General features: G+C 38.7%; 22 protein-coding genes. 12 read left to right on the top strand and 10 right to left on the bottom strand.

Going from position 1 to position 19,419, the window contains the following annotated elements; all coding sequences use genetic code 11:
- Together ACKPEB_RS02490 and ACKPEB_RS02485 are read left to right on the top strand one after the other, a co-directional pair.
- Nucleotides 1-340, top strand: a 340-nt coding sequence (locus ACKPEB_RS02490) for a cytochrome c biogenesis protein CcdA (protein WP_408963204.1), incomplete at its 5' end; no start/stop codon positions are given.
- Between the two features lie 18 nt (nucleotides 341-358).
- On the top strand, nucleotides 359-1,765 hold the full coding sequence (locus tag ACKPEB_RS02485) for a cytochrome c biogenesis protein (RefSeq protein ID WP_408963202.1): 1,407 nt from the start codon (nucleotides 359-361) through the stop codon (nucleotides 1,763-1,765).
- 67 nt (nucleotides 1,766-1,832) lie between these two features.
- Here the strand turns inward: ACKPEB_RS02485 and ACKPEB_RS02480 are convergent, their stop codons facing one another.
- Complete coding sequence (locus ACKPEB_RS02480; protein ID WP_408963200.1) at nucleotides 1,833-2,900, bottom strand: CAP domain-containing protein; 1,068 nt, start codon at nucleotides 2,898-2,900, stop codon at nucleotides 1,833-1,835.
- A gap of 223 nt (nucleotides 2,901-3,123) precedes the next feature.
- Entirely contained in the window at nucleotides 3,124-4,197 is a 1,074-nt protein-coding gene (locus tag ACKPEB_RS02475; RefSeq protein ID WP_408963206.1) for an NAD(P)/FAD-dependent oxidoreductase, read from the bottom strand.
- A 97-nt stretch (nucleotides 4,198-4,294) separates the two neighbouring features.
- Between ACKPEB_RS02475 and ACKPEB_RS02470 the strand changes: the two genes are divergently transcribed.
- Both ACKPEB_RS02470 and ACKPEB_RS02465 read left to right on the top strand, forming a co-directional pair.
- Nucleotides 4,295-5,134 (top strand): YaaW family protein, encoded by an 840-nt coding sequence (locus ACKPEB_RS02470; protein ID WP_408963199.1) that lies wholly within the window; start codon nucleotides 4,295-4,297, stop codon nucleotides 5,132-5,134.
- Between the two features lie 34 nt (nucleotides 5,135-5,168).
- Entirely contained in the window at nucleotides 5,169-6,482 is a 1,314-nt protein-coding gene (locus ACKPEB_RS02465) for an O-antigen ligase family protein (RefSeq protein ID WP_408963198.1), read from the top strand.
- Here ACKPEB_RS02465 and ACKPEB_RS02460 read toward each other — a convergent pair.
- Together ACKPEB_RS02460 and ACKPEB_RS02455 are read right to left on the bottom strand one after the other, a co-directional pair.
- A complete protein-coding gene (locus tag ACKPEB_RS02460) occupies nucleotides 6,464-6,760 on the bottom strand; it encodes a putative quinol monooxygenase (protein WP_408963197.1) in 297 nt (98 codons plus the stop codon). The genes ACKPEB_RS02465 and ACKPEB_RS02460 overlap by 19 nt on opposite strands.
- Before the next feature lie 42 nt (nucleotides 6,761-6,802).
- Nucleotides 6,803-7,432, bottom strand: coding sequence for a ParA family protein (locus tag ACKPEB_RS02455; RefSeq protein ID WP_408963196.1), 630 nt, complete (start codon nucleotides 7,430-7,432; stop codon nucleotides 6,803-6,805).
- Nucleotides 7,433-7,571: 139 nt separating this feature from the next.
- Here ACKPEB_RS02455 and ACKPEB_RS02450 point away from each other — a divergent pair, with 139 nt between their 5' ends.
- The 3 genes from ACKPEB_RS02450 (at nucleotide 7,572) to ACKPEB_RS02440 (ending at nucleotide 10,514) form a co-directional block, all read left to right on the top strand.
- The gene (locus ACKPEB_RS02450; protein ID WP_408963195.1) at nucleotides 7,572-9,158 is read left to right on the top strand and encodes a glucose-6-phosphate isomerase; all 1,587 of its coding nucleotides are present in this window, start codon (nucleotides 7,572-7,574) and stop codon (nucleotides 9,156-9,158) included.
- 187 nt (nucleotides 9,159-9,345) lie between these two features.
- A complete protein-coding gene (locus tag ACKPEB_RS02445) occupies nucleotides 9,346-10,014 on the top strand; it encodes a response regulator transcription factor (RefSeq protein WP_408963194.1) in 669 nt (222 codons plus the stop codon).
- A 284-nt stretch (nucleotides 10,015-10,298) separates the two neighbouring features.
- Nucleotides 10,299-10,514: a FeoA family protein gene (locus tag ACKPEB_RS02440; RefSeq protein WP_408963193.1), complete on the top strand. Its 216-nt coding sequence runs from the start codon at nucleotides 10,299-10,301 to the stop codon at nucleotides 10,512-10,514.
- Between the two features lie 76 nt (nucleotides 10,515-10,590).
- On the opposite strand, the gene msrB is transcribed toward ACKPEB_RS02440, so the two are convergent.
- The 5 genes from msrB to ACKPEB_RS02415 all read right to left on the bottom strand — a co-directional run bounded on the left by msrB (nucleotide 10,591) and on the right by ACKPEB_RS02415 (nucleotide 13,577).
- Nucleotides 10,591-10,992, bottom strand: coding sequence for a peptide-methionine (R)-S-oxide reductase MsrB (gene msrB, locus ACKPEB_RS02435; RefSeq protein ID WP_408963191.1), 402 nt, complete (start codon nucleotides 10,990-10,992; stop codon nucleotides 10,591-10,593).
- A 45-nt stretch (nucleotides 10,993-11,037) separates the two neighbouring features.
- Complete coding sequence (locus tag ACKPEB_RS02430; RefSeq protein ID WP_408963190.1) at nucleotides 11,038-11,493, bottom strand: DUF2996 domain-containing protein; 456 nt, start codon at nucleotides 11,491-11,493, stop codon at nucleotides 11,038-11,040.
- A 120-nt stretch (nucleotides 11,494-11,613) separates the two neighbouring features.
- Nucleotides 11,614-12,501 carry a hypothetical protein gene (locus ACKPEB_RS02425; protein WP_408963189.1) on the bottom strand — a complete coding sequence of 296 codons (888 nt, stop codon included), beginning with the start codon at nucleotides 12,499-12,501 and terminating at the stop codon, nucleotides 11,614-11,616.
- A gap of 60 nt (nucleotides 12,502-12,561) precedes the next feature.
- Nucleotides 12,562-13,068 carry a hypothetical protein gene (locus ACKPEB_RS02420; RefSeq protein ID WP_408963188.1) on the bottom strand — a complete coding sequence of 169 codons (507 nt, stop codon included), beginning with the start codon at nucleotides 13,066-13,068 and terminating at the stop codon, nucleotides 12,562-12,564.
- Nucleotides 13,069-13,157: 89 nt separating this feature from the next.
- A complete protein-coding gene (locus ACKPEB_RS02415) occupies nucleotides 13,158-13,577 on the bottom strand; it encodes a hypothetical protein (RefSeq protein WP_408963187.1) in 420 nt (139 codons plus the stop codon).
- A gap of 200 nt (nucleotides 13,578-13,777) precedes the next feature.
- Here ACKPEB_RS02415 and ACKPEB_RS02410 point away from each other — a divergent pair, with 200 nt between their 5' ends.
- The 4 genes from ACKPEB_RS02410 (at nucleotide 13,778) to ACKPEB_RS02395 (ending at nucleotide 17,114) form a co-directional block, all read left to right on the top strand.
- Complete coding sequence (locus ACKPEB_RS02410) at nucleotides 13,778-15,610, top strand: S8 family peptidase (protein ID WP_408963186.1); 1,833 nt, start codon at nucleotides 13,778-13,780, stop codon at nucleotides 15,608-15,610.
- Nucleotides 15,607-15,825 carry a hypothetical protein gene (locus ACKPEB_RS02405; RefSeq protein WP_408963185.1) on the top strand — a complete coding sequence of 73 codons (219 nt, stop codon included), beginning with the start codon at nucleotides 15,607-15,609 and terminating at the stop codon, nucleotides 15,823-15,825. The genes ACKPEB_RS02410 and ACKPEB_RS02405 overlap by 4 nt, the downstream gene beginning before the upstream one ends.
- 219 nt (nucleotides 15,826-16,044) lie before the next feature.
- Nucleotides 16,045-16,452 carry a hypothetical protein gene (locus tag ACKPEB_RS02400; RefSeq protein WP_408963184.1) on the top strand — a complete coding sequence of 136 codons (408 nt, stop codon included), beginning with the start codon at nucleotides 16,045-16,047 and terminating at the stop codon, nucleotides 16,450-16,452.
- Between the two features lie 134 nt (nucleotides 16,453-16,586).
- Complete coding sequence (locus ACKPEB_RS02395; RefSeq protein WP_408963183.1) at nucleotides 16,587-17,114, top strand: pentapeptide repeat-containing protein; 528 nt, start codon at nucleotides 16,587-16,589, stop codon at nucleotides 17,112-17,114.
- Nucleotides 17,115-17,151: 37 nt separating this feature from the next.
- Here the strand turns inward: ACKPEB_RS02395 and ACKPEB_RS02390 are convergent, their stop codons facing one another.
- Entirely contained in the window at nucleotides 17,152-18,072 is a 921-nt protein-coding gene (locus ACKPEB_RS02390) for a DMT family transporter (RefSeq protein ID WP_408963182.1), read from the bottom strand.
- Between the two features lie 107 nt (nucleotides 18,073-18,179).
- Between ACKPEB_RS02390 and ACKPEB_RS02385 the strand changes: the two genes are divergently transcribed.
- Nucleotides 18,180-18,974, top strand: a complete 795-nt coding sequence (locus tag ACKPEB_RS02385; RefSeq protein WP_408963181.1) for an SDR family NAD(P)-dependent oxidoreductase — start codon at nucleotides 18,180-18,182, stop codon at nucleotides 18,972-18,974.
- Nucleotides 18,975-19,419 lie beyond the last annotated feature (445 nt).

Here is a 19,419-nt window from a genome sequence, read left to right as displayed (position 1 = left end):
CACCATCGAATGGATACCGAAACAGATTCCCCATAGCTTGAAATCCTATTTATTAGGTTTAACCTTTGGGTTAGTGGCTTCTCCCTGTAGTACCCCTGTTTTAGCTACATTATTAGCCTGGGTTTCTACCACAGGAGATATTGTTTTAGGAGGGGTTTTATTATTAGCTTATGCGGTGGGTTATGTTGCACCCTTAGTATTAGCAGGAACCTTTACAGCGACCCTTAAAAAAATACTCGAACTGCGAAGATGGTCAAGTTGGATTACGCCTACCAGTGGGGTATTATTAGTAGGATTTGGTGTATTTTCGCTATTGTTTAGATTGCTACCTGTTACTTAATCTAAGAGGAAAATCAAGATGAATCCAGAACTTTCATTGTTTCAAAAAATTATTCAAGGAGAAACCGAAATTCAAAAAAGAATTAGAAAAGAAATCCTTCCAGTTTTAGCGGATTTAAGATTAGCGATTTTATTGTTGTTAATTATAGCGGTTTTTAGTATTTCAGGAACGGTTATAGAACAAGGTCAATCCTTAGAATATTATCAATCTAATTATCCTGAAAGTCCGGCTTTATTTGGTTTCTTAACCTGGAAAATTATTGCCTTGATCGGATTGGATCATGTTTATAGAACTTGGTGGTTTTTATCAATTTTAGTGCTATTTGGCAGCAGTTTAACTGCTTGTACTTTTACCCGACAATTACCAACATTAAAAGCCGCCCGTCGCTGGACGTATTACGATAAACCTCAACAATTTAAAAACATTGCGTTAAGTGCAGAATTAACCAAAGGTTCCTTAACCGCTTTAGAACCTTTGTTGAAAAAACGCAATTATTTAGTATTTCAAGAAGGAAATAAACTCTATGCAAGACGGGGAATCAGTGGCAGAATTGGGCCGATTATTGTTCATGCAAGTATGTTAATTATATTAGCTGGATCGATTCTTGGTTCAATCACCGGATTTACCGCCCAAGAAATGATTCCAGGGGGCAATATTTTTCAAGTTAAAAATATTATCGATGCGGGACAATTTTCTCAGCCTCAAATTCCCAAAGATTGGGGAATTAAAGTCAATCGATTTTGGATTGATTATGATCCTGATGGTCGAATTGATCAATTTTATTCCGATTTATCGGTTATCAACCAACAGGGGGAAGAATTAGACCGGAAAACAATTCACGTTAACGAACCATTGCGCTATAAAGGAGTTACATTTTATCAAGCAGATTGGGGTATTGGGGCGTTACGAGTCCGCGTCAATAAAAGTCCTGTATTTCGTTTACCAATGGCACCCTTAGACACCGGAGGTCAAGGTCGAATTTGGGGAACTTGGATTCCGATTAAACCGGATTTTAGCGCCGGAGTTTCAGTCTTAGCTAAAGATTTAAAAGGAACTGTATTAGTCTATAACGGAAAGGGTGAATTAGTGTCAACCGTCCGTGAGGGAATGTCAACCGAAGTGGATGGGGTGACGTTATTTATTGATGAGTTAATTGGAAGTACAGGATTACAAATTAAAGCAGATCCAGGGATTCCCATTGTTTATTTAGGGTTTGGATTGTTAATGATTAGTGTGATGATGAGTTATGTTTCTCATTCTCAAATTTGGGCGTTAAAAGATGGCGATCGCTTATATATTGGGGGCAAAACTAATCGAGCAAACGTCACATTTGAACGGGAAATTGTTGCCATTTTGGATGACTTAAATGCTCAGGATGGAAACAATATTTCATTAGGTAATTTATCAGAAAGTCCCCAAAGTTAATGATAGAAACCGGGTTTCTTGAAGAAACCCGGTTTCTAGGTAGAGGTAACAACAATTTGATCTACTTTTATGCAGGCGTTCCAAAATTTTGTGTCCAATAGTGGTTAAAATTTTCATTACCTGTGTCATTGCCTAAATAGTAATAGCCCACACCAATTTCTGTTAAATTCGGATTCAGAATATTAGCACGATGTCCAGGGCTGTTCATCCATCCGTTAACAACTTGTTCTGGTGTTGTTTGACCTGCTGCTATATTTTCGGCTGCCCAGGAGTAATTATATCCTGTCGCTTCAATTCGATCAAAAGGGCTACTGCCATCGAGTCCGTTATGATCAAAATAATCTTGCAGTGCCATATCTTGACTATGACTTTCTGCTGCTACTTCTAATTGGTAATTATAGGTTAGAGGCAATAACCCAGCATTCAAACGTTCTTGATTAGTCAGTTCAAAAACACGCTGTTCAAATGATTCAAACTCATTTGAAGTGGTTTCCCCAAAACTAGCCGCCGTCAAGTTACTAACAGAAATATTATTAATTTGGGCTAATTGTTCTCCTGTGCTTTGAACAATAATGAGAGTGTTTGATGCGGAAGGTTGCAATAGAATATCATTAAATGTTATCCCATCTGGAAGTTTAATCTGATCCGTACCATTGGCAAAGTCCGTAATCATATCAAAACCTCCATCTGTCACTAAAACAAAGGTATCTTTTCCTATTCCTCCTGTTAAAATATCATTATCTTTATCTCCTGAAAGAATATCATCCCCCCCATCTCCAAACAATTGATCACTATTTTTTCCCCCATATAAACTATCGTTACCGTCTCCTCCTCTAACAATATCTTGATCTAAATCTCCTGCTAAGAAATCATTCCCACTTCCTCCATCGAGAATATCATCTTGTTTGCCGCCTCTGAGGGTATCAATTCCTCCGTTTCCAATTAAGGAATCTAAACCTGTATTTCCATTAATAAATTCACTATCTTCTGAACCGATAACCGTATCATTCCCATCCAGGGCTAATAAACCGCCAGGGTAATTTTTGAGTTGTCCAAAAGATAAAATAATTGATTCTGCGGTGTTATCTCCAACTAGAAAAGATAGACCGTTTTGAATGTTAGGTTGTAGTGTCATAGTTACTCAATGATGGAGGTAAAAAACACTTAATATTTTTCAGGTATCAAGTAAAATTTGATAGGGTTTACAATTGTTAACAGATCAACGGTTGACCAGTAGGGTTAATTTCTGATCCAAACCATAAAGCTCTATATCCTTCATGCAAACTAACACCTAATTCTTTACCTTAAACAATATTAGCAAAAATTTTGCCTTCATCCCCAAGAGATTTATCAATTTTTTACAGCTTAATTTGGGTTTGGAGCCATTTTGCAGTTTCTAGTCCTGATTTTAATGCCGCTTCAAGATGATTTCCGCTACACCAATCTCCAGCACAAACTAAAGGTAAAGGTGTTGTGGTTGCTAAACAAGAAAGACTTAAAGGTTGACGACAAAACCCATAACGCCAACGATGAATTTGTATCCATTCTGGAGTTTCCCAACCCGGTAATATAGTATTTGCAGCTTGATGAATTAACTGCTGTCCGGCTAAGGTTAAATCCGTTTCTTCTAAATATTGTTCTGCAAATTGAGCATTACTTTGAATCACAAAAACAGGTTGTGTTGCATTCAATCGTTTACTGCTATCAACGCCCACCCAATCTAATATTTGATCATCACAGAAACGAACGGCTTTCCAGGTTGGTAATTCTTTATATTTTTCCTTTGAATAACCTGCTATTACCGTAAGGCAAGGATCATATTCAACGGATTTTATTATATCTAAAAAATTAAGTTCAACCTCAGTATTAGCAGCTTCAAGTAACATCAATGCTTGAGGCGCGGGAATGGCAATTACAAGGGATTTAGCTAGGATAGGAGGTTCTAGGGTATTACTATTCGTTGATTGAATCTGACATTTCCAAATCTTTTCAGGGGTGATAGTTAATGACTCAACTTTACTATTTAACTGAAGATTTAACCCATTTGTCAAAAACTTACCGACGGTACTCATACCAGAAGGAATAATATAATAAGGTTGATCAATAACTTGAGATTGAAGTTGATTTTCTTTAAATTCATAAAGCTTATTTGTCCAGAGTTGTAGTTGATTTTCTAACGGTTCACAGGTTTTTAACTGTTCAATTAATTGTATTAATAGTTCTCCTTTAGGTTCTAAATAACGCACCCCATGATCGGCGCGGCTTCCTGATACTCTTCGGGTTGCCATTCGTCCTCCTACTCCCCTTGATTTATCTAAAACAATGACACTATATCCAGCTTTTTGTAACTGTTGGGCACAAGTTAAACCGGAGGCTCCAGCACCAATAATAGCAACATCAAATGTTATTGAATTCATAGGGATAGTAAAAATTCGGTTGACTAAATTATAAATCTATATGACAACCAACTTTCCCAAATAGTAGTAGAATAGGATAGAGAAAAACTCCGAATTGAGGAGGATATCAACGTTGGACGAACTTAGATCCGCATTAGAACTAGCAACAGAAGAGGAGTTACAACAGTTAACAGAACTTTTGTTTAGTCGGGGTTTAAACCCTTTAGATTATGTGCAGACTCCTACTACCATTGATGTTCAAAGTCGAGACCGAGAAGCCTGGTTAGATGCTTTAGAACAACGTTTTCGCTATCTTGCCGCCGATGGGATAACGGTATTGCGAGGAAAAACGCAACAGGTCACTTACCGCCAAGCCTTAATTCAAGTGTGCCGTTATTTGAAAATTCCCTATTCAAAAAAACTATCAACTCCTGATTTAGAAGCCGAAGTTTTTTTACATCTTTTAGGTCAAACTTGGAAGCATCTCCCCCAGTCAGAACAAGCGGCATTAACCCAACGAGTTCAAAAAGCATTAACAGAAACAAGACCCTTAAAACCTCTGCCGATTTCTGCTCAAAAAGATCCGTTAGGTTGGGTTTTTAAAGCGGGAAGTTTAGTGGCAGTAAATTCTGTCATGAAACCCTTAATTTTAGGACAAATTGCCCGTCAATTTGCCTTACATTTTGCTAAATATCAAGTCGCAAAGGAAGCATTAATTGTAGGAGGAAGCACCGCAGCAGCACAATTCCAAAATTATGTTGCCATTCAAACGGCAAACCGAGGAATGGCAGTTACGGCGGCAAAATATGGGTTAACTCGTAGCGTTTTTTCTTTCTTAGGGCCCTTATTATGGACGTGGTTAATTGCTGATTTAGGATGGCGGACAATTTCTACCAATTATGCCCGAATTATTCCCACTATCTTTACTTTAGCTCAAATTCGTTTAACTCGTTCAGATTGGGCTTATACTTAATGTTAATTTCAGGTTTGATAACGAGCTATAACTCATGAAATTTATCCTTTTACCCCACCCAGAACAACGATTACAGTTACCTTGGAATTGTTTACAATGGGGGGTATTTTTATTCCCTATTTTACCTACATTTGGCGGAATTGCTATTTTTTGGGGAACCTTGATCACATGGAAACGCCAGTTTAAATCTATTCGACAAAATCCGATTAATCAAGGGTTAGGGATTTTAAGTTTATTATTAATAATAATTTCTTTTTTAGCTCATAACCTAGTTGAATCTTTTATCGGTTTAAGTAATTTTATTCCCTATTTCATTGTATTTGCGGGATTAAGTGAAATCATCCAAACACCGAAGCAACTACGGTGGCTATCCGGGTTAATGATTCTTTCAGCAATTCCCGTTATAATTTTAGGATTAGGACAACAATATTTAGGATGGTCAGGAATTGATAGTTTACAAGGGATTTTAGGTTGGAGTTTACATCTGAATGGAAATCCTCCGGGTCGAATGTCTTCCGTTTTTATGTACGCTAATATTTTTGCTGCTTATTTAGTGATTATTTTTACTTTAACCCTAGTATTCTTAATAGAAGAATGGCAGAATCAATCTGAAACGTCAATCTTTCCAATTCAGAATTCTAAATTGAGAATAACCTTATTAGTATTTACCTTATTATTAACCGGAATTGACTTAATTTTAACCAACTCTCGTAACGCTTGGGGATTAGCCGTTTTATCCAGTTTAGCTTATGCTTTATATTTAGGCTGGTGGTGGTTAATTTTATTCGTCAGTACAGGAGTAACAGCCGTTTTAGGGTCAGCATTTGCACCCTCTCCCCTACGAGAAGGATTAAGAATGATTATTCCCGCTTATTTTTGGCAAAGAATTACGGATCAAAATTTTGTTCGTCCCGTAGAAACCTTAAGAATTACCCAATGGAAATTTACCTTAAATTTAACTCAAAATCGACCTTTAACCGGATGGGGATTAAGAAATTTTACCCCGCTTTATGAAGCTAAAATGAACGTTTGGTTAGGTCATCCCCATCATTTATTTTTAATGATGTTTGCTGAAATCGGAATTCCTACAACCTTATTTTTTATGTTCATAGTCGGTGCAATATTAACTCAAGGATTTTTATTATTAAAAAATAGCTTAATAAATCCTTCAGATCGATTGATTTATTATAGCTATTTAATCACGTTTTTAGCCTTAATTATATTTAACTGTTTTGATGTTTCCTTATTTGATTTTCGAGTGAATATCTACGGTTGGCTAATTTTATCAGGAATTTGGGGAGTAGCTTGTACAATTCAAAAAACCAACCCTTATAAAACTTTATCGTAACATCGAATATCTGGCGGACTTGCAACTAAACCTTCAATTAGAGTTAAAGCTTGTTGAAGATGAACACTGGCTAAATGGGTTTGTAAATGTTCTAAACTTTCCCATTCTTCTACAAAGGTAAAATCGGTCATATCTTCTTGATTTTGTAATAAATCATATTGTAAACAACCTGATTCTTGGCGAGTCGGTTCAACTAACGCCAGTAATACCGCTTTTAAGGTTTCTACTTTATCGGGTAACGCTACAACACGGGCTATAACCTGTAAGGTTTGAGTCATTTTAAGTTCTCCTTCAATTCAGTTGATTGATTAATATTTACCCTATAAACTCCTCAATAATTCCACCGCAACCCGTCGATAATCCGAAGCCGCTTCCCTGGCATTATGACTTTTCGCTTGAATAATCGGAACCCCTTCTAACGGACATCGTTCATGGGCTTTATAAGCTCGAATAATATTTTTAAACACCGGAATTCCCGCTTCTTGTAACGATTTTTGGGCTTCAAACGCATCCCCTAAACTCCGAGGATCAACCTTCGTCATTAACACCCGATGGGGAACCTTTGAAGGGGTAATGGTCGATTTCACCGTTTCAATTAACGCCACTAAATCCATCGGCGCCGCTTGGGTTGGTAAGACCAAATAATCGGCGACTTGAACAACAGCCAATAACCCATCGGATTTTAACGCCGGAGGAGTGTCCACCACCACTAACTCATACTCTTTAATCAGTTTCAACCGAGACAACAAACTGGGGTCAGTCTCCGAAGAATGCTCAAACGGCATTTCTCCCCGTTGACCTTGTTCAGCCCACCAACAAGCTGAACCCTGGGGGTCTGTATCCACCAACAGCGTGCTAAAGTGATTAGCAAGAATCGCAGCCATGTTAATCGCGGTTGTGGTTTTACCCACTCCCCCTTTCCCATTCGCGATCACAAGGATTTTGGCCATAGTTTATAGTCCGGTCACAAGCAAACATCAGTCTAGTTTATCAAGCTGTTCGTCTTAAGCGTTCATCATTAACCGAAAAAGAGGTAATCTGAATCCGTTATCAATTAAGCTAAAAATTAATATAGCGGAATGTAAGACTATGGATGCCACAGAACTCTGGCAACGCTACCAAGATTGGCTATACTATCACGACGGTTTAGGACTGTACCTAGATATCAGTCGAATGCGATTCGATGATGAATTTGTTGCATCCTTATTGCCCAAGTTTGATCATGCTTTTCAAGCAATGGACGCTTTAGAAAAAGGAGCCATTGCTAATCCCGATGAAAATCGCATGGTCGGTCATTATTGGTTGCGTGACCCGGATCTCGCCCCGACCCCAGACCTGAAGCAAGAAATTGTTGAAACCTTAGAACACATTGAAGCCTTTACTCAAAAGGTTCATCAAGGCGCAGTCAAACCGCCTCAAACCCCCAAATTCACCGATATTTTATCGATTGGGATTGGCGGATCGGCTTTAGGCCCCCAGTTTGTGGCTGAAGCCTTAGCCCCGGAACATCCCGCCTTGAATATCCATTTTATTGATAATAGCGATCCCGCAGGGATTGATCGGGTGTTAAGGAAAATTGGCGATCGCCTTAACAGTACCTTGGTGCTGGTGACTTCCAAATCCGGTGGTACTCCCGAACCTCGCAACGGCATGATTGAGGTACAAAACGGCTTTGCCGCACAAAATTTGGACTTTGCCAAACAAGCCGTTGCTATTACCGGAGTCGGCAGTAAACTCGATCAACAAGCCCACGCAGAAGGCTGGTTAGCGACCTTTCCGATGGCCGATTGGGTGGGGGGACGGACATCAGAACTCTCAGCCGTTGGACTCTTACCAGCAGCCCTACAAGGCATTAAAATTCGGGGGATGTTAGACGGGGCAAAAGCGATGGACATCGCCACCCGCCAACCGGATCTTAAAACCAATCCCGCCGCATTATTGGCTTTGGCTTGGTATTACGCAGGAAATGGCAAGGGTGAAAAAGATATGGTGGTTTTACCCTACAAGGATAGTTTGCTGTTGTTTAGTCGCTATTTACAACAGTTAGTGATGGAATCCTTGGGCAAAGAAAAAGACCTCGATGGCAATTTGGTCTATCAAGGAATTGCCGTTTATGGTAATAAAGGCTCGACGGATCAACACGCCTATGTTCAGCAATTACGAGAAGGAGTTCCTAACTTTTTTGTGACGTTAATAGAAGTGTTAAAAGATCGCTCAGGAACTGCTGTTGAAGTAGAACCAGGAGTCACCTCTGGAGATTACTTATCGGGATTTTTACAAGGAACTCGCCAAGCGTTGTATGAAAATCATCGCGATTCAATTACAATTACCGTTCCTGAAGTTAATCCCGAAATTGTCGGGGCTTTAATTGCGTTGTATGATCGGGCTGTGGGTTTATATGCCTCTTTAGTTAATATCAACGCTTACCATCAACCTGGTGTTGAAGCAGGCAAAAAAGCAGCCGCAGATATTCTGGATTTACAACGAAAAATCATTCAACTCCTGCAACAAGCAGGTCAACCCCTGTCCCTAGAAACCTTGGCAGCACAGGCGGGAGCACCTGAACAAATTGAAGCCATTTATAAAATTCTGCGGCATTTAGCCGCCAATCAACGCGGGGTCTTATTAGAAGGAGATCCAGGAAAACCCACTCACTTAATGGCAAGCTATATATAAATAAACCTGTAGAGTGTAGGGTGTGGAAAACAAGTGCGAAGCATGAAATACCAAGCTCGTAGTGCAGAGTACCAAGCCAAAACTTAACTCTTTCTTCCCCGCCCCCTGCCCCTCTTCTTCCCCTGCCCCCCTGCTCCCCTTTCTCCCCCTACCCCCCTGCTCCCCCTGCTCTCCCCTCCTTATCCCTATGCCCTTAACAATTTTGGTTGTTGATGATGATTTAGGGACTCGTCTCTCGATTAGTGATTACCTGGACATTTCAGGTTATTCTGTGATTTCCGCAGAGAATGGTCAGGAGGCCCTGCGCCTGGTGGAGCAGTATCAACCCCACCTGATCGTTACCGATATTGCGATGCCTGAAATGGATGGCTATGAACTCATCAAACGAGTCCGCGCCCGTCCTGTATTTCGTCTGCTTCCGGTGATTTTTTTAACAGCCCACACCAGTACCAAAGAACGCATCCGAGGCTATCAATTAGGCTGTGATAATTATTTACCCAAACCATTTGAGTTAGAAGAGTTGGGGGTCGTCATTCGTTCGTTATTAGAGCGATCGCAATTAATTGAGTCCGAGTGGCGAGTCCGTCTCGCTGATAGTGTAACGGATATTTCTGAAACTTCTTCCGAACCTGTGAGCTTAAAGTCAGAACCGCCCTTAGAAATTAATTTGACACAACGGGAGCGGGAAGTCTTGGATTTGTTAGTGGAAGGACTCTCCAATATTGCCATTGGTGAGCATTTGCATCTCAGTCCCAGAACCATTGAAAAATATGTCAGTAGTTTATTAAGAAAAACTGATAGTAATAATCGAGCCGAGTTAATTCGGTTTGCCCTTAAGCATCATTTAATTTCTTGACATTGTTTACTAAACGTTATTCTCAACTTTTACCTAAATTGGGATGATTTAAAATTTGATCAACAATCGTAAAATTAATTTTACACTTCTATAAACTTTTAAAAAATCTTTACATTTCTTCATCATCTATTTTGAATATTCGTTGTATTGCTCAATTACAAATGATGTTGAAAGAGCGAGGAACCCTAACAACCCTCTTAATGACTTCCTTTATCTTTCCCTTTGCATTTATTGTTGGGTACTGCACTAACTTAGGGTTAAATATTTTAGGAGTCAGTTTCTAAATGATGGCATTATCATCGGTTAAAACGGGAAAAAAAGGAATCATTTCTTGCTTAAAAACAGAGGATGAAGCCTTAATGAGAAAGTTAATGGCTTTGGGAATTATGCCCGGAATTAATATTGAATTAGAACAGAAATTCCCGTCTTATATTATTAAAATAGGCAGAACTCGCGCCACCTTAGACCAAGAAACAGCCGCACGTATTTATATTCAATAAAGCCAGTCTAAACTGGGGAAGTCTTAACTGATTTAACTCCCCATTCCCCCATCGGGAAGGGGGTTAGGGAGTTCAGTTAATCTTCAGATTTCTCGAAATCTAACGCCGCAGAATTCATACAATACCGTTGTCCGGTGGGTTTAGGGCCATCATTAAAAACATGACCTAAATGGGCATCGCAAGCCGCACAGAGAACTTCTGTTCGACGCATGAAGAAGCTAAAATCATTTTCACACCTAATATTATCTTCTTTAATGGGTTGCCAAAAACTCGGCCATCCGGTTCCTGACTCAAATTTTGTTTCCGAACTAAATAATTCTGTACCACAACAAACGCATTTATAAATTCCCTTTTCTTTATTGTTATGGTATTTGCCTGTAAATGCGCGTTCAGTACCTTTTTTGCGAGTTACATGGAACTGTTCCTCGCTTAATTGTTCTTTCCATTCCGCATCTGTTTTTTTGATTTTTTCTACCATAAAACCTCTAACCAAGATGTACTGTGATGATTTTCAAGATTAAAATTAGTTACGAGTTAACCATTTTTGAGCATTCAGGCGTTGAACGACTCCAAACACTAATAAATCCAGGGTAATTTTTCGTTCATCTACTAAAAAGGATTCAATGGTAGAAGGTTGATTCCCATTTAATGCACAGGTAAATAGTTTTTGGCTGCTGATATCTTCATTGGGAAAATAAACATTAAACTGTCGTTTTCCCGCTTGCCATTTACCAATAACTTGCCAACAATCTTGATTCACACCTAACCCAGACGGAAATTTTTCTTGAGAAAATTTCAAATCTAAATCATCAATTCCTTGACGATTAAATGCTTGTTGTAAGGCGGGGAGATAATCTTGTTGAATAAACTCACCGAAGGGTTTATCTTCTAACGCAGGTGCTTTAGGTTTCTTATCGGCGGGTTTTTTCGCTTCTGTTTCCGGGGTAGCTTCAGCTTGGGGTTTAGTTTCCTCAGACATGGAGAGTTCCTTTAGTTAATTTCAACAACAATTTACAACAATCTTTAAGATATTTTAACGGATCACAGAACCCTGTCTAGGGGTGGGAAAACCCAACCCCCTAATTTTTTGTATTTCCGGTTAAATTTCTGCAACCGCCCGTTCAATTAACCGACGAGCTAAGGTTTGAGTTCCCGTATGGGTATAATAGTTGGTGGTCATGTCCAAAAATGCCGCCACATAATCTAACTTATCATTGGTAATATCGACAAACCCTTGCAGATTTTTCACCACTCTTTCAGGAGTTAAATCATGTTGGGAAACAAAATCACCCATCCAACCCGTGACGGAACCAAAACTCTGTTGAATAAAGTTTAATTTTCCTTCAGAATTCCCCCCCGGAACTACATCTTTAATGCGTTTAAACCCTTCATTTTGATCTAATTCTTTGGGGGTTAATCCTTCAATCGTTGATAACGCTGAACTAATAAAATCGGGCCCCAAGGGAATTAAACCATCCAAACAAACTAAGGCGGTCATTCGCATTAAAGATTCGCCACCATAATCACCTAATGCACCCACGAAATCCCCAATACTATCACCTGGAATTCCATTAATTAAGCAAAATCCTACTAATTCTGCTACTAATTTCAAGGATAAATCAATCGTTTGGGCTTTATTGGCTTTAGGAGTTAAATGATTTAAAAAGCCTAAAAAGCTAACATTTTCTCCAATTTTATTGGCTAAAGCTGCCGTGCCTAAAGCGGTTCCAGCACTATCAATAGTTTGATATAACCACAACGCCCGTTGATAGCCTTGATTTTTATCATTATAGAGCCATAATGCCCGTTCACTAATTTGTTGAATCAAAGCCGGATCACTTTCTCCGGTAATGGTGCGAACGCTATTTTCAAACCCTACTAAATTATTCCATTCACCCGGAATTACAAAGTCTAACCCCCGTAAAACCATGACGGTAATTCCGCCTGTGGGTAATTCATCGACTAATTGAGTAATTGATTTGCTCACAATTATTCTCCTAAAAAAACAAGTATTTTAAAAAAGCTAATTATCCGGCTATATTTGATATTATTTTAGCTTGGATAACCCCTGTAAATCAAATTTACCAATCCATTCTTCTCGGTCATCTGCATCAAAAGAATCCGAACGAGATTGAACTTTAACTTGATAGCGATTAGCAACTAAAATCGCAGTGCTAGTAGTCCCTTGAGTCACGGATGGAAATCCATCAATGGTTTTGCTACTGCTTTGATATTTTGTCGCGGCACTGGGGTTATTAGCAACATCATTAATGGAAAGCATGGCTACATTCTGCCCATTTTCGTTTAATTTGGCTTCCGCAAATCCGGTTTTTTCTTGGGCAAAAACCACCTTATATTCATCTTCGCTTTTAGGGAAAAACTGATTAAAACTTCCCCCTGAAACGGGTTTTTGCGTCGCCACAGGTTGGGCGGGACTACTAACAGATGGATTACCTTGGGGCGGTGCAGAAGTTGTTCCTGTACAAGCGGATACAAATAATGATAGGGCTAAGGTAAAGGCAATTAACAGTTTAGGAAATCGTTTGAAATTCATGGGTTTAGTTTAACAAAAGGAAAAAATAACCCATAATTTCCTTAAAATCAAGGAAAATAACGGTTATTTTCCTTAGTATAGTTCATAATTTATAATATTGATTGCCTTAAGGATTCAAGGTATTTATACCATCGGACAGCAAGAGAAATTTCAGTGAAAGGAATTTGGACAATTTGAGCCGCATCGCTGAATCTAAATTCTAAGGCGATCGCTTTTCCTTTTTCTGGGGGAAAATTAGGATCAATAACCTGATTATCCACGAATAGAGCCAAAGAGGTAACATCTTTGAGGGAAAAGGTTTGTAGATTAATTGGCCCTTTACGGGTCGGTTTTCCCCAGGTTAAGGTTGTTTCCTTTAACCCCAAGACCGCATAAATATCATATTTGGCTTTATCAAAATCCGTCGCCCAAGTTTGATAAGCTTCCAGTTTTTGGTATTCATTCCAACCCGACCAAGCTAAACCGATAAACACCGCCAACAGAGGAAGCCACAATAAACCTCGTTCCATAACCCGTTTACTCCGTATAAATTTATTGTTGATGATAGTGAGTTTTGAGAACACTAGATACAATAGAAACACAAGATTGTATTCAGACTCAAGAAACCCGGTTTCTGCCTTTGTCTTGTCCGTTGTCATCAAGATTAAGTTTTAGAAACCTTGTTTCTAGGAACACCCAACTTCTCATCAACCTTAAGGGTTGAAAAACGATGAAAAAATTTTTCCTATTCTGCTTATTTTTAATTGGTTTAGGCTGGGCAATTTCTAATTTTTCCGGTCTAGCGAATCAAGGCAGTTATGACAGTATTGTACTAGATTTCCGAGAATCTTTAGGAGAACCAGAAATTGCTAACCAAGTTCGATCCCTAGCTGAACAATATCAAGTAGTTCCTGCTCTCAATAGTGAATTTTCTCAAGGGGATCATGTTTATGTCGTTCGGGGGGATAAAGACCTGCTTAAATCTCTGAAGAAATCCTTCGGTAAACAAACAGAATTGATTGAACCGAACTATATTTATCGAGCGGATGAAATGCCTGATCAAAATTCACAGGCTGCCTTAATTTATCATACACCTTATAGCCTTCCCAATGATCCATTATATGGTCAACAATGGAATTTCCGCAGTATTAATCTCGAAGGAGCTTGGAGTGAAACTCAAGGGGAAGGAATTACCGTTGCAGTTATTGATAGTGGAGTCAGTCAGGTTCCCGATTTAGAACAAACTCAATTGGTCGAAGGCTATGATTTTGTTAACGATAAAATAGATGCCTTTGATGATAATGGACATGGAACCCATGTAGCAGGAACTATTGCTCAATCTACCAATAATAATTATGGCGTAACCGGAATTGCTTACAAAGCTAAAATTATGCCATTAAAAGTATTAAGTGCTGGGGGTGGAGGAACGGTTTCTGATATTGCTGAAGCGATTAAATTTGCGGCGGATCATAACGCCGATATTATTAACTTGAGTTTAGGCGGAAGTGGCGAAAGTGATTTAATGCAAGAAGCCATTGATTATGCCTATTCTAAAGGCGTTGTCATAATCGCTGCGGCTGGAAATGCCGGACAAAATTCTGCTGGATATCCGGGTCGTTATCCGAAAGTTTTAGGGGTTGCGGCGTTAGATGCGGCGGGAAATAAAACCCCCTATTCTAACTATGGTGCAGGAGTGGATATTGCGGCACCTGGGGGATTAATTGAAGGTGAAAATGAAGTGGGTGGAATCTTACAAAATACCATTGATCCTGAAACGGGTGACGCGATATTTGCCGCCCTTCAAGGAACCAGTATGGCGGCGCCTCATGTGGCTGGAGTGGCAGCCTTAATTAAAGCGAGTGGCGTGACAGAACCCGACCAAATTATTAATATTTTGAAAGTATCTTCTCGCAAAGTTTCTGATGATCCTTTAAATTATTTTGGGGCGGGTCATTTAGATGCAGCAAACGCTGTTCAAATGGCATTAAAAGGACAAATTACCTTCCGTGATTTCTTCCGGTGGTTACGGGATAATGGCTATCTTAATCCTCGCTTTTGGATTGATGGCGGTGCGGTAGCATTATTCCCGAAAGTAGCAATGGTTTTAGGTTCCTATTTATTAGCTTGGTTCCTGCGAAATTATTTCCCATTTCAATGGGGTTGGTCAATGACTGGAGGATTAATTGCGGGTAGCAGTGGTTTATTTTTCCTGCGAGGTTTTTATATCTTTGATTTACCCCAATGGCCGATGCGAATTATGGGGAGTTCTGTGCCAGAATTAGGAGGAGCAATTCAGGGAAGTTCCATATTAAACCCAATTTTTGCCAGTGTACTGATTCCTACAATTTTAATTGTATTGTTGCTTGGGCATCCGCAATGGAAGTGGATTGCAATTGGGATGACAATTGGAACCGCGAGTTGTTTAGGAATTAATGCGATAGTGTCTCCGACTGTTTGGGGATTAGGAACAGGTTGGGTTTCTCAACTGTTCCTAATTTCTAATGCTTTATTATGTTTTGGATTAGCTCGTTTAGCGATTAAAACTCAAGTGAACAGCTTATGAACTTAACAGTAACAGGCACAATTCAACGCAAAGGATTTGGTTCGGGAACCTGGGCATTAGTTAGCGATAATAAAACTTATGAACTGCATAATCCGCCTTCTGATTTGCAGAAATCCGGGTTAAAAGTCACCGTTCAAGGTCAGGTTCGAGAAGATATCATGACCTTAGCAATGGTTGGCCCGGTGTTACAAGTTGAATCCTTTGAAACAGCTTAAGGTTTCAAATATGATAGGGGCAGGTTTATAAACATCAATAACACCTGCCCACCCCTAAATACGATTGATAGAAAATAGCATTCTGTTTTAATTTTAAAATTTTAATTAAATCTAAGGTTTCTTCATACCAATTGGTATAACCTGGTTATTGATAAATTTTAGTTGCCATTTCTAAGTCTTGAATTGCTTGGAAAATTTGATTGATTTTTTTTATAACAAATGATGAATTATTTATACCCAAATATCGGTTTTTTATGTTTAATAACGGGGATTTCTATCTCATTAATCGGAATCAAAAGTTATGCTACTTTACCCGATCAAGAAACTTATAATTTTGTGCGTAAACAATACAATTTATTAATTCATACGAGTCGAGATGGTTGTAGTTATTATGCTAATCCTCAAACTTTAAAGGGTGATAATAATAACAGAATGATTTCTGTTTTGCTAACACGAGGAGATATAAGCGGCGGAAGTGGATGTAATGGGGTTTTTCAGTTTTTGCGCTTGCAAGTTAGATGCCAAACTCAAGAAATTTCCTATTCTGAGGATATCAGTTCCCCGGCTAACTTTACCGAAAATTGGCAATCTAATTTGGGCGTTGCTAACCGCATCTGTTCCCTTTAATATTGATGCTGAATTAATGGATTTAACCATCAGGAATGCTGCATTAAAATTACTCTATTTTAGGTAATCGTACAATTGACAGGATTCTATAAATATGTTAGTAATGAAAGCATAAAACTTGAGTAAAATTAATCATGAAATATAAATTTTGGACAATTTTAGCTTTATTTACTCCTGCGATTTTTGTCGCCCCAACGGTGGCTCAATTTAATACAACTGATCCGGCTGTTTTTCTCCGAGGTGAAGCTCGTTCCTGTCAAGGATGTAATTTACAAGGAGCCGATTTAAGTAATCAAAGCCGAGTTAATTCTCAATTACGACAAGCAAATCTAAGTAATGCTAACCTCAGTGGTGGTAATTTCCGAGGCGCATTTTTTACCTGTGCTAACCTATCGAATACTAATTTAAAGAATACTAATTTTTCCTTTGCTAATTTTGTTGATGCTAACTTAAGTGGAGCAGATTTAAGTGGAGCAGATTTAAGTAAAACTGACTTAAGTGGGGTCATTATTGATGCTCAAACAAATTTAGACGGAGTTAACTTAACGGGAGCTAAATTATGGGATGCAAAAACAATTTATCAACCGGGAATGGATTTAAGTACAATTCCACGAGATTACACAATAGAAAGCCAACGAGTCAAATGTAATAACAGAAGATAATTTATCAGGGTAGGGTGCGTGCGCGGTGCTTACGCACCTACCCTGATTTTAACTCAGAATTAATCACAGCGATCGCAACTCCGCTTAAAATAATAATTCCTCCGATTAATACCGATAATGGCGGAACTTCATTAAAGAATAAATACCCTAAAAAACTGGCTCCAATGGGTTCAAATAAAATCGCCAAAGTCACTAAAGTCGGAGAAATTTTATTAATCGCCCAATTAAAACTGGTATGACCGATTAATTGAGGAATAATTGCCATTAATAATAGATAGAAATAAACCGAAGTTGGATAATTTGTATAACCGACCCCAAAAACCAACGGTAAGGGCAATAAAATAAGGGCAGCGACCGTATAAGCAACCATCACATAACCCCCAATCGAAAACCCCCGTTGTTGAGCTTCTCGCCCAAACATAATATAAAAACTAACTGCCCAAGCTCCAATTAATGCTAAACTATCTCCTAATAATGGATTAGAATAAAAACTGCCTGTTTGAGTTTCACTCAACCCAATCATTATTCCTCCTAGAAATGCAACTGCAATTCCGATCATTTTCCCAGGAGAAAGTTTTTCATTTAACCAAAATTTGGATAAAATTGCCACCCAAATTGGGCTTGTTGTGACTAAAGTTGTGGAAGCAGCAATGGAAGTATAAGATAAAGAGGTAATCCATGTAGCAAAATGGAACGCTAAACAACCTCCGGCTGCAATGGCATAAATTAAGGCTTGAGAGGAAAGCGATCGCCACTTAATTTTTAAAGCCGTTGGTAATACAATTAAAGAAGCACCCGTTAAGCGAATCGCCGCCATCACTAAACTAAAACCAATCCCACTTTGATCCGCCGATTTCAACGCTAAGCGCACTAAAATCGAACCGATTGAAATTGCCATGACTCCAATCATCACCACTCCCCAAACGAACCCAGGAGATGAGGAAGAAAAACGCTGCATTTGTGTTTGATACTCTAAGGGAATTAATCTTTAAAGTTTAACTTTATTTCTGCTCATTTGTTAATTTATGCGCTACCTTATAAAGCAGAAGTTTTAAATTTAAGACTATGACATCCAACGTTTTAATTACAGGTGCTTCTCAAGGAACCGGAAAAGCAACGGCTTTATTATTTGCCAAGAAGGGCTACAATGTGATTTTAGCAGCACGAGAACCTGAACGCTTAGAAACCGTAGCTGACGAAATTTTATCCTTGGGGGTTTCCACCTTAGCCATCCCCACGGATGTCACCGATATTGAACAGGTGAAATACTTAGTTGAAAAAGCATTAGATTATTATGAAACCATTGATGTTTTAGTCAATAATGCGGGCATTTGCTTAACGGCATCCGTTGAACATACCACCTTAGAAGATTGGCATCAATTAATGAATACTAACTTCTTTGGATATGTTAATTTAATTCAAACTTTACTACCCCATTTTTTACAACAAAAACAGGGAACGATTGTCAATGTTGGTTCCTTTGGGGGTAAAATTCCCTTTCCACAAATGGCGGCTTATTGTGCCAGTAAATATGCAGTGACAGGATTAACAGAATCTTTGCGATTAGAACTGGGAAAAAAAGGGATTCAAGTTTGTGCAGTTCATCCGGGTATTATTAATAGTAATTTTATGGAACGAGCTTTATTTCGAGGAGAAGATGAATTTGAAATTGAACAACTGCGTCAACGCTTAGATTCTGCTTTAGCTTCAACTTGGGTCAGTCAACCAGAAGATATTGCTCAAGCGATTTGGAATGCAGTGGAAAATAAACAAAATGAAGTGATTGTTGGCCCGGCTGTATTAGCCACAGAAATCTATCGATTATTCCCTGGATTAATGCAGTGGATTTTAAACCAATAGAATGCTTTAATCATTCTCGCTCCTCACGCAATTTCACCTGTCTGTTGACTGCTTTTTTGAATATGTATAGTTTTTTAAAAAAACATAAAGAATTATAGGGAAATATTTCAAATTAGTATTATGATGTTTTTATCTAGTTAACTTAATCCAATGCTATACTAAGAAAGTAACAACCCATAACGGCTGAAGAAAATTGTCGAAAACCCTCAACGTACTATTTCAAAATCACGACTTAGATCCGGTTGACTTCGGCTAAAAAATGGATGAGTTATGCGAACAAACCAAGAGGAGTTCTACCGTTCGGTTTGAACCCTTTTTCAATGTCTTAAAAGTCAGGATCAATTTAAGCGGAGGAATTTACCAAAAACTAGCTTTTCCTTCTCAGGTGCAGAGATCAAACCATAAATGCCGACTCAAATGGCGAGTCCTAAATTAGGAAGATAGG

Source organism: Planktothrix sp. (assembly GCF_046067725.1).
In the GTDB taxonomy this organism is placed as follows: Bacteria; Cyanobacteriota; Cyanobacteriia; order Cyanobacteriales; family Microcoleaceae; genus Planktothrix.
Note: the sequence above shows the minus strand (reverse complement) of the source record. Positions and strands in the feature narration are given on the sequence as shown.